Below are 17310 nucleotides of genomic sequence, written 5' to 3' on the forward strand. Positions count from 1 at the left end.
TAAAGAATTCTTGATCCAAAAAGCGTTTGAATGTGTATTAATCATGATTGAATAATGCATGTAGCAATTCCATTGGTTAATTAAAATGATAAAAAGACAATTTCTATTGAAATTAAATAGAGATTGTCTTTTAAATTTATCTGAGTCGATTGTTTTATAATTTTACTTTATGTTCTTTATTATATGCCAAATAAGATTGAATGCCCTTGGCTATATCATATTGAGGATGATAACCCAATGATTCAAGTGGTGTAATGTCAGCACAAGAATGCTTAATATCTCCAAGTCTTGGTGCTTTAAATTGGCATGGGATACTGTACTTGAAGCCCTTCTCAAACGCTTTAAAAACTGCTTTCAGATTTGTTTGTATGCCCGTACCTATGTTGAATATTGAACCACTTGTTGTTGGGGTATTAAGCACAAGCCACATAGCGTCAATTAAATCATTAATGTAAACAAAATCACGAGTTTGTTCACCATCACCATAGAAGGTAAATTCAGTTTGATTCGTAAATTTATGATTCATTATTGATATGACACCTGAATAATCCGAGTTAGGATTTTGTCTTGGGCCATAAACATTAAAGAATCTGAGACAAGCGCAGGGAATATCGAATAAATGATTGTAAATCTTAGCATACTGTTCTCCAGCGTATTTCTGTATTGCATATGGAGATAATGGCGACGGTTTAGAGAGAGAAACGGATTTAGGTAAACTTGGTAGATCACCGTAAATGGCTGCCGATGACGCAAATATGAATTTCTTAATTTGCTTATTATACGTTCGAATGGTTTCTAAAAGATGAACTGTGGCATCAATATTAATTTGATTAGATAATGATGGTTTCTCAATCGTTTCAACAACACTCACCATGGCTGCTAAATGAATAACATAATCAAATTGTTCTTGACGTATTAAGTGCGTTACAAACTCAAAATCGGTGATATCCTTTACGTAAATATATTCTTTATTAACAAAGGGAATATTATGTAAGTATCCGGAACTTAAATTATCTATGACATGTACCTCGATATTTTGCTTAACAAAATGTTCGGCTACATGTGAACCAATGAATCCTGCTCCGCCTGTAATTAATGCTTTCATGTGTGAACTTCCTTTTCTTGATGTCGTTAAATTGTGTAAATTTATTATACCTTATTTTTATAAAAATATAAAATTATAATAATATAGTTAGATTGTTTCGAGAAATAAGCCATCTCTGACTAATAATTAAAACTTTTCAGATAATTTTAATGTAAGCGATTGCAAAAATAACCCGAAGCATAGTAGAATGAAATTAATGACACAAATTATCATTTTAAGTAAGTCATTGTTTTACTGATTTTTATAATTCTTACAAATACATAGGGGGTAATTAAGAATGGTAGTACCTTTCAAAAATGAACCTGGGATTGATTTTTCAGTACAAGAAAATGTAGAAAGATTTCAAAAAACGTTAGAGCAAGTTAAAAGTGAACTTGGTCAAACACTTCCAATTGTGATTGACGGTGAGCACATTACTAAAGATGATACATTTGATTCAATTAATCCAGCTAATACAACGGAATTAATTGCTAAAGTATCTAAAGCTACTAAGGAAGATGTAGATAAAGCGTTTGAATCTTCAAACAAAGCTTATAAAACATGGCGTCAATGGTCACATAAAGATCGTGCAGAGTTATTATTACGTGTTGCAGCAATTATTCGTCGTCGTAAAGAGGAAATCTCTGCAGTCATGGTATATGAAGCAGGTAAACCTTGGGATGAAGCTGTAGGCGATGCTGCAGAAGGTATCGACTTTATAGAATACTATGCACGTTCAATGATGGAATTAGCAGATGGTAAACCGGTATTAGATCGTGAAGGGGAACATAACAAGTACTTCTATAAATCAATTGGTACTGGTGTTACAATTCCACCATGGAATTTCCCATTTGCAATTATGGCTGGTACAACATTAGCACCAGTAGTAGCTGGTAACACGGTTCTATTGAAACCTGCTGAAGATACAGTATTAACAGCGTATAAATTAATCGAAATCTTAGAAGAAGCGGGTCTACCTAAGGGTGTTGTTAACTTTGTACCTGGTGATCCGAAAGAAATCGGTGACTATTTAGTTGATTCTGTTCATACACATTTTGTTACATTTACAGGTTCACGTGCAACAGGAACTCGTATTTACGAACGCAGCGCAGTTGTTCAAGAAGGACAAACATTCTTAAAACGTGTTATTGCAGAAATGGGCGGTAAAGATGCGATTGTCGTTGATGAAAATATTAATACTGATTTAGCTGCAGAATCAATTGTAACGTCAGCATTTGGTTTCTCAGGCCAAAAATGTTCTGCATGTTCACGTGCCATCGTACACAGTTCAGTGTATGATGAAGTATTAGAAAAAGCGGTAGCATTAACTAAAGAATTAACAGTTGGTAATACTGTAGATAATACATTCATGGGTCCTGTTATTAATAAAAAACAATTCGACAAAATTAAAAAATATATCGAAATTGGTGGGAAAGAAGGTAAAATTGAAATCGGTGGCGAAGCTGATGATTCAACAGGTTACTTCATTAAACCAACAATTATTTCAGGATTAAAATCATCTGATCAAGTAATGCAAGAAGAAATCTTTGGTCCAGTGGTTGGCTTTACTAAATTTGATAATTTCGAAGAAGCAATTGAAATTGCGAATGATACAGACTATGGCTTAACAGGTGCAGTTATTACAAATAATCGTGAAAACTGGATTAAAGCTGTTAATGAATTCGAAGTAGGTAACTTATATCTTAACCGTGGATGTACTTCAGCAGTTGTAGGATATCATCCATTTGGTGGATTTAAAATGTCTGGTACAGATGCTAAAACAGGTAGCCCAGATTACTTATTAAACTTCTTAGAACAAAAAGTAGTTTCAGAGATGTTCTAAGCCATTAAGATCAATATATATCATGTTCAATAAAATTTAAAATAACATTTTTAAATAAATAGTCAGTAGATGAATGCAGTCCATTCATTTACTGACTTATTTTTATTTCATTAAAGTTGAGATGATTGTCTAGGGGGTAAAGAAATTCTCAGATGAATTTTTACTCATTTTAGTTGCGACGCTTTCTTGCAGGAAAGGCTCGTGCCTGTATTCCTCTAAAGGCGTTCGTTAGATAGATGATTACTCACATAAGCTGCTTCGCGTTCCTGGGATGCCGTCTCAGCCTGTAGTCTTCGACTGGCACTGCTCCCCTAGGAGTCTTCGCAATTATGTTTTGTATTCTATCTTAGAACGTCTTACACAAGTGCAACAGCACTTGTGTTCAATAATTAAAACGCCAAGAGTCACGCAACAATATTCATAATTCATCTTTTGAACTACTTACTTAAGTGCTCAAGCACTTAAGTTACTTTTCACTAGCTTGCTTTGTTTGTAGATTTTCTTGTTGAAAATCTCTTTGCTGAGCCCCATTCCCAAACTCTATTTATTATCTATATCAACGCTACTTTCTTAAATGAGTATGACTTTAATGTTAAATAAAAAAAGCAAATTCTATAGTACTTCAATAGAATTTGCTTCTAACTAATCTATGAATTGGATGTCATAACATCTTTGATTAGTAGTTTAATAAAATCAATGTGATTATTAATTAAGTTGTGTATAGTCTTGGCCATGTAACATCCAACGTACGCCATATTTATCTGTAAAGGCGCCCATTTTTCCACCCCAGAATTGTTCTTTGAGTGGCATTTCAATGTCTATTGAGTCATGATCTTTAATTTTATCGTAAAATTGTTGAACTTTATCTGAATCGTCTTGATTGTTAACATCGAAATCAATAAGTAATGAAATTCCATTATTGATGTTCTCTACACGTCCGAATGAATCAGAGCATAAAATTTTAACACCTAGTACTTCAAATTCAGCGTGCATTGTAGCTTCTGCAGCCTGTTCTTTTGTCATGCCAAATTGTTCCGCTTGTTCTTCGCTCACTTCTAATTTTTTGACGTTTGTTGCGCCAAATACTTCTTCGTAATATGCTATTGCGTCTTTTGCTTTTTCAAAGGCTAAATATGGAAATAATTCAGTCATGATAAAACCCCTTTAGTTAGTTTGTAACTCAGTCCATTATATAATGAATAGATGTAAATAGCGATTAATATACGGTCGTGTAACTTTGAACAAAATGGAATGAGTATTCTAATTAATCATGTGCTTTGACATTGATAAGTTTATGAAAGATTTGGTCCATTTGCTTAGGTTTAATCTCGACATTTTCATTCTTTTTCCAATCGATAAATGCATTTAGTACCGAACCGAACACATAGAATACTAGGCTTTTCGGTACTACATTATCAACAGTAATACGATGCATGTTGGTTTTGAAATCCTTTTGCATTATTTCAATTAAATAATTATTGCGAACATCTTCAAACTCTTTATCGTTATATTGCTTAAGTTCAATTCGAGATATCTCTTCCTTATTGAAGGAATTAGCTAAAGCTTGAAAAGGATTATTCAAACGTTCTTTAATATTAGTCGCAAAATAGTCATTGTGTGTTAACTTTAATAGGTATTTCAACAATTCGTATTTATCGTAAAAATGTTTATAAAAAGTAGTGCGATGAACACTAGCATGCTTACAAATTTTATTAACCGTTAATGTTGTAAACATCTCTTGTTCGAGCAATGAATATAAGCTATCAGTTAATGCCTTTTTAGTTTTAATTACCCGTAAGTCTTTATCATTCAAAATTGTTCTCCCCTAACATAGATAGAAGAATCTAATAAATTTGGTGAAACATAATATTTAATTATAGATTATATAAATACATAAATAAACATGCATTTACATTAAAAATGTAAATTACGTATAAAAAATAAACTGATTAAAAATAAGAAATGTATTGTGTAATGAATTTGGTAAAGCGTTTTAAAGCGTTTTGAAAGGGTATATGATATCCAAATAGAAACATTGTTTAACTACTAAAAATAAAATTGCAATTTTTATAAATTTATTTTATTTTCCAAGTCTTATTTTATAAATACATTCTATATTGGAGGATTTTAATTATGAAAGGTACTAAACAATTAGATCAAATTAAAGAAGATAATAAGAAGCAACTTAAAAAATTATTCAAATATGATAAAGATAATGCATTAACATTTAGCAAAGAAGATCGTGAAAAAGTTCAAGACAAATTTGGCGTATATGTTATTTTCGATAAAAAGACGCCTATCTTCGTTGGTCAAACAGGTGGCTATTCTACAGGTTACCAATTAATTACAAAAGACTTATTTAATAAATTAGGTCAATATAATTTAAAATCAGGTGTCGGCACTACTAAATTTAAAAAAGGTTTAGCACAAAAAAAAGGTGTTAATGAAGAGGATATTAAATCAATTACAGCTGAAGATTATAATTTGAAATTCCAATATGTCAATGTTAAAGATGAACCAGCGTTTATTAATGTTTTAGAAATTTTAGCAATTGAATATGCTAAAGATAAAGGTTATGAATTATATAATTTTAACCAAAACTAATGACATCAATTGATAAGTATAAATGAATTGTTATAAGTGGTTAGGACGATTGTGGGGCTAGGACTATGAATGAATATTGAATTCTTTCCTATTCGACATGATAGTCCTAACCTTTTGTTTTCATTTTCTGAAAAGTGGTATTGATGAGTAAAACTTAACTAAAGTAGGGGATACTATGGCAATTCGTGTCCATTTTCAAGACCAAGCAGATCACTTCCATACTGCATGTATATTTTCAGCTATTCCTGAGGATGCCAAACTTGTGTGGATTGATTTTGAGAATCCGACGAAAAACGATCAAGCATTACTCACTCAACGATTCAATATTGCTAGACACCACATTGAGGAATCTGTATTTACAGTTACGAGACTTAAAGTTAGTAATCACCCACAGAAACAGCATTTATATTTAATATTGCATGCGATTAGCCATAATAATTTCTCAGCAGAACCATTGAGTATTACTGTTAAGGGTAATTGGCTAATCACGGTCCATAAATATCCTATGAATGTATTATCAGATATCATTACGTCATTCAATAAGTCACCTAAAGCTATAACTGCGATTGAACTAACAACTATCATGGTTGATAAGATTACACATCAATACTTTAAATATGTGGATCATGTTGAAGACACTGTTTTCTCTTTTGAGGATCAAAATGTAGATAAAGTCAATAACCGTAAATTAATGGATGACGTATATAATATTCGTTCTGAAATGATTAAACTGAAACGTGTGCTCATTCCTATGGAGCAACTCCTAAATGAAATAATAGATGAATCACCATTAGACGTATCACACGAATATCAACTATTGATTAAACATATTCATAGTAGAATATTAAGACAAACAGATACGTTGATGGCATGTGAGCACATCACAGATGATATTAAAGATAATAATGAGTCTTACCGTTCTAATAGAATTAACGGTGTGATGGATATCTTAACCATTATTTCGTCTATATTCTTTCCGCTATCATTTTTAACAGGTTGGTATGGCATGAACTTCTCTTATATGCCAGAACTTGATTGGCATTATAGTTATTTCGTCTTTATTGCTACTTCATTAGTGGTTGTTGTTTCACTCATTACTCTTTTCAAAAAGAAGGACTGGTTCTAGCGCAAACAAAATAAGCGTATGATTCTACAAGTGTTAGATTCATACGCTTATACCTATTAATGTTGCTTCTCTTCCTATAGGAGCCGTTTATATTTGCGTTTGTAATATTTAGACAGTTTCATGTCATGGACAAAAGAGATCACAGGTCGTGCTGTCATTTGAATACTTCCAACTACGAATAGTATCGTGCCGGCAATCCATTGTTTGGTCACAAAAAAATAGAAAACTACCTATTAAAAATATAATGCCCAGTACGATATCGTTGATTTGGTATAGGGCTTTGTAGAAGAATGAAATTTGCTTCGCATGATCATCTTCATTAAATTGACTGGTATTAAAATGTAAATCAACATCATCTTTATTTAAACCAGCCATTTTAACACCTCCATTATTTTAAGTAATAACATACTTCCCGTTGTACTTTGACATGAAACTTCTTCATAATGGTCAGAAAGGAGTGGTATGATGTCTTATTCAATGCTTTACGAATCTCCCGTACAAAATTTAGAACTCATTAGTGATGGTGAGTCACTTACACATGTACTCTATAAATATAGTGACACAACGGTTACTCATCCAACAAATCCTGATTTAGAAATTTTTAAAAAAGTGGTTGAGTGGTTAAATGAATATTTCTCAGGAAATCGTCCGCAAATTGATTTTTCAATTAAACCGGAAGGCACTGATTTTCAAAAAAGTGTGTGGCGAAAGCTACAAGAAATAGAATATGGACAATTAAAAACGTATGGTGATCTAGCGAAACGCGTAGGTGAAGAACGTAATAAGCCGAATATGTCTGCACAAGCAGTAGGTGGTGCAGTAGGTAGCAATCCGATTTCTATTATTATTCCATGCCATCGCGTGGTTGGAAAAGATGGAAGTTTAACAGGATATGGTGGCACGATTAATCATAAAATTAAATTACTTGAACTTGAGAAAGTAGATATGACTAAATTGTATAGACCTAAAAATTCAACTAAACCATAACACCTTTATATTTACCCATTAATTAAGAGGCGTTCGAGACAAGAGCCTAAATTGCTCTTGTCTCGAACGCCTCTTAATTAATGTCAATGTTATTGAGGAATATGATATTGACGTATATCGTCTTGAATAGTTTCTAAGTAGTAAATAGACTTATCGTCATCTGTTTGTTCAGTAGCGTGGTCGAATTCTAAATCATCGAATCGCTTGAAGAAACTTTCATAGTCTTCAACTGAAACTTCTTGACGTTCGTTCAATAAGGCTTTATGTCCTTCAATATCTAATTGTTTTTCATAGCCTTCGACTAGCGTAGCACTAAAGAATTCTCCTACAGAACCAGATCCATAGCTAAACAATCCAATAGTTTGACCACCCTTAAGCGATCTATTCTCTAATAATGAAATTAAACTTAGATATAAAGACCCAGTATAAATATTACCTACATAACGATTATAATATACTGCATCTTCATATCCAGATGTTAAACGTTCTTGCGTCGTTTCATCGGCATCATTGATAATTGAGTCTAAAGCTTTCTTACCCATTTTAGTGAAAGGTACGTGGAAACATAATGACTCAAAGTCAGATAATGTTTTTCCTTCACGTCGAGCATATTCGTTCCAACTTTCTTGGAATGATTTGATATATGCATCTTTAGATAATGCACCGGCAACTAATGGATATTTATGTCCAGTTGGTCTCCAGAAGTCATACACATCTTCAGTATATGCAACGGCATCATCATTCAATTCTAAGATACTTGGATTATTTGAAATCAACATAGCTACGGCACCAGCACCTTGTGTCGGTTCGCCACCAGATTGAATACCATATCGAGCTGTATCACTTGCGATAACAAGTACCTTTTCATTAGGTCGTTTCTCAATGTAGTCTTTAGCTAATTGAATTGCAGGTGTTGCAGCATAGCAAGCTTCTTTCATTTCGAAGCAGCGTGCGAATGGCTGAATACCTAGTAAATTGTGAATTTGTACTGCAGAAGCTTTTGCATTATCGATTGCAGATTCAGTTGCTACAATGACCATTCCAATATTTTTTTTATCATCATCTGTTATAATATCTTTAGCAGCATTAGCCCCCATAGATACAATATCTTGTGATACTGGACTGACTGCCATTTGAGTTTGACCAATCCCAATTAAAAATTTATTTGGATCAACTTGGCGAGCTTCTGCAAGCTTAGCCATGTCTACATAGTATTTAGGTACGTAAAAGTTAATTTTATCGATTCCTATACTCACGGGCACTACATCCTTTCGTTATTCTAATTTTATAATTCATATTAATAGTAGCATTTTGAGACAATTTCATTTAAAATGCTCACTAATAGAAAGCGTTTTCATACGAAAAGTTAAATGCAATAACGCATGTCGTTTAATATAGTAATATAATAAAATACGTGAAACTGCATGGTATAACATTGAGTGTGAGATAACTTCTATCGGCTATTATTAATAATCATATTAATAGTTATTTTACCAAATTAAATAACTAAATTACAATTTATATATAAACTACATATAAGGAGATAAAGAATGAAAAAAATTGCTATAGTTAGTGCTAAAAGAACGCCAATCGGTAGATATAAAGGTAAATTAAGAAATTATTCTGCAGTTGAATTGGGAACGACAGCTTTGAAAGGTGCAATCGATTCAGCAAATATTGACCCTAATATAATACAACAAGTTATCTTTGGTAACGTGCTACAAAGTGGTGTAGGACAAAATCCAGCACGTCAAATTGCGATTAAAGCGGGTGTACCTGATACAACACCAGCTATGACAATTAATGAGGTATGTGGATCAGGTCTTAAAGCAATTATATTAGGGAAACAGTTAATTCAACTAGGTGAAGCGGATATTGTTGCAGTGGGTGGAGTTGAAAGTATGACAAATGCCCCACAATTAATCTTAAAAGAAGGTCAAGAACCAGTGGAAAGCTTTATGCATGATGGTTTAACAGATGCCTTTCATTATGTACCAATGGGTGTAACAGCTGAGAACATAGCTGAAAAATATGACATCACGCGTGAAATGCAAGATGAGTTCGCAAACCATTCACAAGCTAAAGCTGCTAAAGCGACGCAAGATGGTAAATTTAATAATGAAATTATCGGTATGACTGACGCGGAAGGGGAACAAATGACTTCTGATGAAGGTGTTCGTCCAAATAGTAGTGTCGAGAAGCTTGCAACATTAAAGACAATTTTCAAAGAAGATGGAACAGTAACTGGTGGTAATGCTTCAAGTATTAACGATGGTTCATCTGCACTCATTTTAATGGAGGAATCATATGCTAAAGCGCATGGTTACGACATTTTAGGAATCGTTGGAGATTATGCGGAAGTAGGTTGTGATCCTCAATATATGGGCTATGCACCATTCTATGCTGTTGAGAAACTACTTGATAAAACGGATAGCAAAATCGATGATGTTGATATTGTAGAAATGACTGAAGCATTTGCCGCACAAAGTATACCAGTCAAAGACAATTTGCATATTCCAGATGAAAAATTAAATATCTATGGCGGTGCTATTGCACTAGGACACCCAATTGGTGCCAGTGGTGCTAGATTAGTCACTACTTTAGTGAACGCACTTGAACAAGAAAATAAACGTACGGGTATTGCTACAGCATGTATTGGTGGAGGATTAGGTATCGCTCTAATGATTGATAAAGGGGAATAATGCTATGAAGAGTTTAGATAAGAAATTTCGACATTTATCTCGTGAAGATAAATTAAAACAACTTGTTGATTATGGATGGTTAACAGATGCTAATTATGATGTTTTACTAAAAAATCCATTAATTAATGAAGAAGTTGCGAATAGCTTAATTGAGAATGTAATTGGTCAAGGCACATTGCCTGTAGGTTTATTACCTAAAATCATTGTCGATGATAAAGAATATGTTGTACCGATGATGGTTGAAGAACCTTCTGTAGTAGCTGCTGCAAGTTATGGCGCTAAGTTAGTCAATAATACAGGTGGTTTTAAAACTATTAAGAGTGAACGACTAATGATTGGTCAAATTGTATTTGATGACGTAAGTGATACCGATGACTTGGCACAAGCAATTTACGATTTAGAACCACAAATTGAACAGATTGTAGCTGAAGCTTACCCATCAATTATAGAACGTGGTGGTGGATACAGACGTATTGAAATTGATACGTTCCCAGAGAATCAACTATTGTCTTTAAAAGTATTTGTAGATACTAAAGATGCAATGGGCGCCAATATGCTTAATACAATCTTGGAAGCTATAACTGCACATATGAACAATGAGTTTCCAGATCGCGATGTGCTTATGAGCATTTTGTCTAACCATGCCACAGCCTCAGTAGTACGAGTTCAAGGTGAAATTGATATCAAAGATTTAAATAAAGGTGATCGTTCTGGTGAAGAAGTAGCACAACGCATGGAGCGTGCTTCTGTACTAGCACAAGTCGATATACATCGTGCTGCAACACACAATAAAGGTGTTATGAATGGTATTCACGCCGTAGTCTTAGCAACTGGTAATGATACACGCGGAGCAGAAGCAAGTGCACATGCATATGCCGGTCGTGATGGACAATATAGAGGTATTGCGACTTGGAAGTTTGATAAAGAACGTGGTCGCTTAGTCGGAACAATAGAAGTACCGATGACATTAGCAATTGTTGGTGGTGGTACGAAAGTATTGCCAATTGCGAAAGCATCACTTGAATTATTAAATGTTCAATCAGCACAAGAATTAGGTCAAGTTGTTGCTGCTGTAGGATTGGCACAGAACTTTTCAGCATGTAGAGCCTTAGTTTCTGAAGGTATTCAAAAAGGTCATATGAGTTTACAATACAAATCATTAGCAATCGTAGTAGGTGCTCAAGGTGATGAGATTGCTCGTGTTGCCGAAGCATTGAAAACTGCGCCTAAAGCAAATACTGCTACGGCTCAACAAATTTTAAAAGATTTACGACAACAATAACAATATATAGAAAAGCCACTACTTATGAGTGAGGTACTTAATTCAATACCTCGATTCATAAATAGTGGCTTTTATTTATCATTTATATGTCATTATTTATTTTAGTAGATGTAATTATAACTACGTGCAGACCATTTACTTAAGTAGCGAGTTCCGTATGCATTCGGTCTATTGTAATTGTATTCAGAAACTTTAATACTACCGTTACTATATACACGCTCAACTACAGCAACGTGGCCATAATATCCTGCAGTAGATTGCATTACTGCGTAGCGTTTAGGCGTGTGACCAGTTCTATAACCAGAGCGTTGTGCATTGTAATACCAGTTCTTTGCATTTCCCCAACGATTTGATATTGGTTTACCTAGTTGAGCACGACGTTGGTATGCCCACCAAGTACATTGACCTTTCGTATAGTAGTTATATGAAGCGGCTTCAGATACGTGCGTGTGTTCAATGTTTTGATATGTAAAAGTCCCTGCGAACATGATTCCAGTAGCGAGTAAAAGACGTGAAAATAATTTTTTAAATTTCATTTTTGTTCCCTTCAAAATATAAAAGAATTAAAAACTGTATTAATCATATTCGTTAAAAAGGTCTAATACAATATAAGAAACGAATTATACAAGTAACTGTAATATATATGAAATATAACAGCGTAATTTGTAACTTATTTTACATTAAAGTAATTTTACACAATTTAAGATAGCAACACGGTAATGTCTTAAAGTTCAAAGCATTACTTAATTTTAAATGTGAAATTGATTTGAAGTTTACCCTATAAAAAAAGCACCATTAAGGCGCTTAGAAATAAAAATAATATATTAAATTCACCTATTATATTCGCAGTAGCTGACTGAACTGAGAAGATGCGCTAATCAGCTATTCTCAGCTCTAGTAATCTTTGCGGGGTGTGCGGGGCTTCAGCAAAAAAATTTCACTAAGAAATTCTACAAGCAATGCAAGCTGGGGATCGGGGCCCTAGCAAAAAGAATTTCACTAAGAAATTCTACAAGCAATGCAAGCTGGGGATACAACGAATTCAAATAAAATTCTGTCCCACTCCCAAAAAAAGCGCCATAAAGGCGCTTGGTGAGATGATACGTCCATGATGTATAATAACAAGTTAGAAATCATACATTTGTGAATTGGTTAAAAACAGCCAATGCTCTTTTAACGATAGTCACGGGTATGTTTTCTGAACATGGATTATTTCGAAAATATGACAATACTTCTGCTTGGCTCTTCACTTCTCTAGGGAAATTGCTATCTTGATTAATCCAATTTACCAATTCACCTAATGGTGTGTCATCACCAACGAAATTTTGCATAAATTCGTAAAAGCTCAATGCCTCACCTCTTCAATCAATTTGAGCCTATGTGATTATAACATTTTTTTATAATGAAACATATAGGGTCTGACATTGAATTTGAATTAGACTTGTTCTCGGAAATATTTAGTTTAACTTTACATATTTTTATTTTCTCAAAATATTTCGTGTATAATGAAATTACAATAATGAACAAAGAGGGTGAGCATTTGGACATCAAACATATGAAATATTTTATGGAAGTAGTTAATCAAGGTGGTATGACAAATGCTTCGAAATCTCTATACATAGCGCAGCCGACGATTAGTAAAGCAATTAAAGATATAGAAAATGAATTGAAAATGACATTATTTGATCGTCAAAAGCGTCACCTCGTACTCACTGATGCGGGTAAAATATTCTATAAAAAGTGTGAGGAAATTATAGCGTTATATGATAATATTCCTTTCGAAATTAATGGGCTATTAGGATTAGAAACAGGTCATATCAATATAGGTATGTCTGCAGTAATGGACATGCAACAATTTATCTACATACTAGGGGAGTTTCACAAGCTCTATCCAAACGTTACGTATAATTTAAATGAAAGTGGCGGTAAATCTATAGAGACGCGACTTATTAATGATCAAATTGATATTGGAATTACAACAATTCCAATAGATGAGAACGTCTTTGACTGTTTACCGTTATATAGTGAAGATTTGAGATTAGTTGTAAGTAAAGAACATGACCTTGCAGCACGTGATTCTGTTACAATGGCAGAACTTAAGAATGAAGATTTTATATTGTTTAACGAAGACTTTTACCTTAATGATAAAATTATTGCCGCAGCTAAAAATGCAGGTTTTCTCCCAAATACGGTTTCAAATGTCTCGCAATGGAACTTTATTGAGTATCTGTTGCTAGCACGTTTAGGTGTAAGTATCTTACCAGAGCACATCGCTAACATGCTCAAAGACAATATCAGAAGTATTAAGATTGAGGATACTGGAATGAGTTGGGAATTAGGTGCAATTTGGAAAAAGGATAAACTGTTAAGTCACGCTACCTCTAAATGGATAGAATTTATGAGCAAGAGATTAAAATATGACTAAATAATACTTCATAACAACAAGCAGAATAAATAGGTAAATAAAAATAGAGAAGCGTTTAAACGAAACGCTTCTCTATTTTTATTTGCATATGTTGGGTTCGTTCCGAACGCAATAATATTGTCATCGAAATTCAATCACACCAATACGTATAGTTGTTAAAGCGATTACATAGAAAAAAACTATAGGTGGTATTTAAAATGGATATTTTTCTATTTACTTAGGTTGAATTAGAATGATGAATGTAGGTTTAAATTTCACTGTAACAATTTCGACATATTTTAGTGGGAGGTCAGTCATCTTGAAAAAAGTATTATTTATTTCAAAAGTTATCATACAAATTGCCATTATCATAGTCATTAGTTACTTAGGTAGTTTATTGCAAACATTATTGCATATACCACTAGCTGGAAGTATCGTAGGCATGATAATGTTGTACATTTTACTTGAACTGAAAGTGATACGTATGAATTGGATATCTGACGGCGCAGAATTTCTATTAGCTACAATGGTGTTTTTCTTTATACCTTCTGTAGTAGGAATAATGGATGTTGCTTCTGATATTACAAAGAGTTATATCATTTTCTTCTTATTAATTATTGTAGGTACAAGTTGCGTTGCACTAGCTTCTGGTTACATCGCTGAAAAAATGGTTAAACAACCTAACGTTAAGAGAGGTCGTCAATAGTATGACATTCATTCAAGCTATCTTAATGATATTGTTGACCGTCGTTATGTATTTTGCTGCAAAAAAGCTACAACAAAAATATGATAATCCATTTTTGAACCCAGCGTTAGTAGGTTCGGTCGGTGTCATTATTGTATTATTGTTAACACATCAAAACTATCATGATTATATGACAGGTGGTAAATGGATCAATCATTTATTGAATGCCACTGTTGTATGTTTAGCTTACCCACTATATAAGAATCGACATAAAATTATTGAGAATTTAAGTATTATCTTTTCAAGCGTGATGGTTGGCGTAATACTTAATTTTATGTTAGTGTTTACCTCGTTAAACTTATTGGGTTACGACGAGGAGACGATAGTAACAATATTACCACGTTCAATAACAGCTGCTGTAGGTATCGAAGTATCACAGGAATTAGGTGGTACTGATACGATTACAGTATTATTCATTATAACTACAGGTTTAATAGGTAGTATGATGGGATCAATGTTATTGAAATTAGGTAATTTTAAGACCTCTATTGCCAGAGGGTTAACATATGGGAATGCATCACACGCTTTTGGTACCGCAAAAGCATTAGAACACGATAATGAATCTGGTGCATTCAGTTCAATTGGAATGATATTAACTGCTGTAATTAGTTCGATACTTATTCCAATTATGATTATTTTATTCTACTAAAGGGAATATATATATTGTACTCGTTTAAAAAGAGAAAGGAGCTATTGTAATAATGGCGAAGATAAAAGCAAACGAAGCATTAGTTAAAGCGTTAGAAGCATGGGATATTGATCACTTATATGGTATTCCAGGGGATTCAATTGACGCAGTAGTAGATAGTTTACGTACTGTTAGAGACTCATTTAAATTCTATCATGTACGTCATGAAGAAGTAGCAAGTTTAGCTGCAGCTTCATACACTAAAATGACAGGTAAAATTGGGGTAGCATTAAGTATTGGTGGTCCTGGTATCGTTCACTTATTAAATGGTATGTACGATGCAAAAATGGATCGCGTACCTCAATTAATTTTAGCAGGTCAAACAAATAGTACTTTATTAGGTACAAAAGCTTTCCAAGAAACAAACATTACTGATATGGTTTCAGATGTATCTGTATATAATCACCAAATTCAAAAAGGTGATAACGTATTTGAAATTGTTAACGAAGCTATTCGTACAGCATATGAAAAACGTGGTGTAGCAGTAGTTGTATGTCCTAATGACTTATTAACTCAAAAAATTAAAGACACAACTCATCGTGCTATAGACACTACTAAACCAAAAGCACCAACTCCAACATTACGTAGCATTAAAAAAGCTGCAAAATTAATCGATAAAAGTAAAAAACCAGTAATGATTATTGGTGTAGGTGCACAAAATGCTAAAGATGAATTACGTGAATTTGTAGAAGCGGCTAAAATTCCAGTAATTCATACGTTACCAGCTAAAACAATCATTCCTGATGATCACCCATATAGCATCGGTAACTTAGGTAAAATCGGTACAAAAACATCTTACCAAACAATTCAAGATGCCGATTTATTAATCATGGCAGGTACTAACTACCCTTACGTTGACTACCTACCTAAGAAAAATATTAAAGCAATTCAAATTGATACAAACCCAGATGTAATTGGACATCGTTTCAGTGTCAATGTTGGTATCGTTGGTGACGCGAAACTTGCTTTCCATCAATTAACTGATGTTATCAAACACGTACCTCAACGCCCATTCTTAGAAAAAACATTAGAACGTAAAGCTGTTTGGGATAAATGGATGGAACAAGATATGAATCAAGAAAGCACACCAATCCGCCCAGAACGTTTAATGAAATCAATTAGTAAATATAGTGACGATGATGCTGTATTCTCAATCGATGTAGGTACATCTACAGTTTGGTCAACACGTTACCTAAACTTATCAGTAAATAATAAATTTATTATTTCTTCTTGGTTAGGTACAATGGGTTGCGGACTTCCAGGAGCAATTGCTTCTAAAATCGCTTTCCCTAAACGTCAAGCTATCTCAATTAGCGGTGACGGCGCATTCCAAATGGTAATGCAAGACTTTGCAACTGCTGTTCAATATGACTTACCAATGACAATTTTTGTTATGAATAACAAACAATTATCATTTATTAAATATGAACAACAAGCTGCAGGTGAATTAGAATATGCCATTGATTTCTCTGATATGGACCATGCTAAATTCGCTGAAGCTGCAGGCGGTAAAGGTTATGTATTAAAAGATCCTAGCCGTATCGATGAAGTAGTAGAAGCAGCGTTAAATGAAAATGTACCAACAATCGTTGATGTACATGTTGATCCAAATGCTGCACCATTACCAGGTAAAATTGTTAATGAAGAAGCAATCAACTATGGTAAATGGGCTTACAGATCAATTACTGAAGATAAAAAATTAGACTTCGACGAAATTCCACCAATTTCTGTCGCTGCTAAACGTTTCTTATAAGAAATAGATTCGACACACTGACGAAAGCAATGCTTTTGTCAGTGTTTTTTTATGAATATTTGGCTCTATAATAAATTGGACTGATGACTAAA

The 17310-nt window shown here is 33.5% G+C and carries 16 protein-coding genes and 1 pseudogene; 10 read left to right on the forward strand and 7 right to left on the reverse strand.

The genetic code is table 11. The features are described 5' to 3' along the window. Nucleotides 1-154 precede the first annotated feature (154 nt). Entirely contained in the window at nucleotides 155-1105 is a 951-nt protein-coding gene (locus tag HMPREF2715_RS07780; RefSeq protein WP_070580951.1) for an NAD-dependent epimerase/dehydratase family protein, read from the reverse strand. Between the two features lie 277 nt (nucleotides 1106-1382). Here HMPREF2715_RS07780 and pruA point away from each other — a divergent pair, with 277 nt between their 5' ends. Beyond that, the gene (gene pruA / locus HMPREF2715_RS07785; protein WP_053025579.1) at nucleotides 1383-2927 is read left to right on the forward strand and encodes an L-glutamate gamma-semialdehyde dehydrogenase; all 1545 of its coding nucleotides are present in this window, start codon (nucleotides 1383-1385) and stop codon (nucleotides 2925-2927) included. Between the two features lie 705 nt (nucleotides 2928-3632). Here pruA and HMPREF2715_RS07790 read toward each other — a convergent pair. Beyond that, on the reverse strand, nucleotides 3633-4079 hold the full coding sequence (locus HMPREF2715_RS07790) for a VOC family protein (RefSeq protein WP_070632605.1): 447 nt from the start codon (nucleotides 4077-4079) through the stop codon (nucleotides 3633-3635). A gap of 112 nt (nucleotides 4080-4191) precedes the next feature. Then, on the reverse strand, nucleotides 4192-4740 hold the full coding sequence (locus tag HMPREF2715_RS07795) for a TetR/AcrR family transcriptional regulator (RefSeq protein ID WP_070580947.1): 549 nt from the start codon (nucleotides 4738-4740) through the stop codon (nucleotides 4192-4194). 320 nt (nucleotides 4741-5060) lie between these two features. Here HMPREF2715_RS07795 and HMPREF2715_RS07800 point away from each other — a divergent pair, with 320 nt between their 5' ends. Continuing rightward, on the forward strand, nucleotides 5061-5531 hold the full coding sequence (locus tag HMPREF2715_RS07800) for a hypothetical protein (protein WP_011274829.1): 471 nt from the start codon (nucleotides 5061-5063) through the stop codon (nucleotides 5529-5531). A gap of 175 nt (nucleotides 5532-5706) precedes the next feature. Next, nucleotides 5707-6657, forward strand: coding sequence for a CorA family divalent cation transporter (locus HMPREF2715_RS07805; protein WP_070839768.1), 951 nt, complete (start codon nucleotides 5707-5709; stop codon nucleotides 6655-6657). Between the two features lie 74 nt (nucleotides 6658-6731). On the opposite strand, the pseudogene HMPREF2715_RS07810 reads toward HMPREF2715_RS07805, so the two are convergent. Continuing rightward, a pseudogene (locus tag HMPREF2715_RS07810) lies at nucleotides 6732-7032 on the reverse strand (YrhK family protein). Nucleotides 7033-7122: 90 nt separating this feature from the next. Here HMPREF2715_RS07810 and HMPREF2715_RS07815 point away from each other — a divergent pair. Then, nucleotides 7123-7644, forward strand: coding sequence for a methylated-DNA--[protein]-cysteine S-methyltransferase (locus HMPREF2715_RS07815; RefSeq protein ID WP_037551570.1), 522 nt, complete (start codon nucleotides 7123-7125; stop codon nucleotides 7642-7644). A gap of 89 nt (nucleotides 7645-7733) precedes the next feature. Here HMPREF2715_RS07815 and HMPREF2715_RS07820 read toward each other — a convergent pair whose 3' ends face one another. Beyond that, nucleotides 7734-8900, reverse strand: coding sequence for a hydroxymethylglutaryl-CoA synthase (locus HMPREF2715_RS07820; protein WP_070580943.1), 1167 nt, complete (start codon nucleotides 8898-8900; stop codon nucleotides 7734-7736). Between the two features lie 294 nt (nucleotides 8901-9194). On the opposite strand from HMPREF2715_RS07820, the gene HMPREF2715_RS07825 reads away from it, so the two are divergent. Further along, nucleotides 9195-10346, forward strand: coding sequence for a thiolase family protein (locus HMPREF2715_RS07825; protein WP_070580941.1), 1152 nt, complete (start codon nucleotides 9195-9197; stop codon nucleotides 10344-10346). A 4-nt stretch (nucleotides 10347-10350) separates the two neighbouring features. Next, nucleotides 10351-11628, forward strand: a complete 1278-nt coding sequence (locus tag HMPREF2715_RS07830; RefSeq protein WP_070580939.1) for a hydroxymethylglutaryl-CoA reductase, degradative — start codon at nucleotides 10351-10353, stop codon at nucleotides 11626-11628. Between the two features lie 101 nt (nucleotides 11629-11729). Here HMPREF2715_RS07830 and HMPREF2715_RS07835 read toward each other — a convergent pair whose 3' ends face one another. After that, nucleotides 11730-12164 carry a CHAP domain-containing protein gene (locus HMPREF2715_RS07835; protein ID WP_059747656.1) on the reverse strand — a complete coding sequence of 145 codons (435 nt, stop codon included), beginning with the start codon at nucleotides 12162-12164 and terminating at the stop codon, nucleotides 11730-11732. Between the two features lie 597 nt (nucleotides 12165-12761). Beyond that, nucleotides 12762-12977, reverse strand: a complete 216-nt coding sequence (locus HMPREF2715_RS07840; protein ID WP_070580938.1) for a sterile alpha motif-like domain-containing protein — start codon at nucleotides 12975-12977, stop codon at nucleotides 12762-12764. Nucleotides 12978-13168: 191 nt separating this feature from the next. Between HMPREF2715_RS07840 and HMPREF2715_RS07845 the strand changes: the two genes are divergently transcribed. The 4 genes from HMPREF2715_RS07845 to HMPREF2715_RS07860 all read left to right on the forward strand — a co-directional run bounded on the left by HMPREF2715_RS07845 (nucleotide 13169) and on the right by HMPREF2715_RS07860 (nucleotide 17218). Beyond that, the gene (locus HMPREF2715_RS07845) at nucleotides 13169-14053 is read left to right on the forward strand and encodes a cidABC operon transcriptional activator CidR (protein ID WP_053025592.1); all 885 of its coding nucleotides are present in this window, start codon (nucleotides 13169-13171) and stop codon (nucleotides 14051-14053) included. Nucleotides 14054-14351: 298 nt separating this feature from the next. Further along, nucleotides 14352-14738: a CidA/LrgA family protein gene (locus HMPREF2715_RS07850; RefSeq protein WP_070580936.1), complete on the forward strand. Its 387-nt coding sequence runs from the start codon at nucleotides 14352-14354 to the stop codon at nucleotides 14736-14738. 1 nt (nucleotide 14739) lies between these two features. Beyond that, on the forward strand, nucleotides 14740-15426 hold the full coding sequence (locus HMPREF2715_RS07855) for an LrgB family protein (protein ID WP_053025597.1): 687 nt from the start codon (nucleotides 14740-14742) through the stop codon (nucleotides 15424-15426). 52 nt (nucleotides 15427-15478) lie between these two features. Next, entirely contained in the window at nucleotides 15479-17218 is a 1740-nt protein-coding gene (locus HMPREF2715_RS07860) for a pyruvate oxidase (protein WP_037538548.1), read from the forward strand. The last annotated feature ends 92 nt before the right edge of the window (nucleotides 17219-17310 follow it).

It is taken from the genome of Staphylococcus sp. HMSC062A01 (assembly GCF_001836805.1).
Taxonomy (GTDB): Bacteria; Bacillota; Bacilli; order Staphylococcales; family Staphylococcaceae; genus Staphylococcus; species Staphylococcus haemolyticus.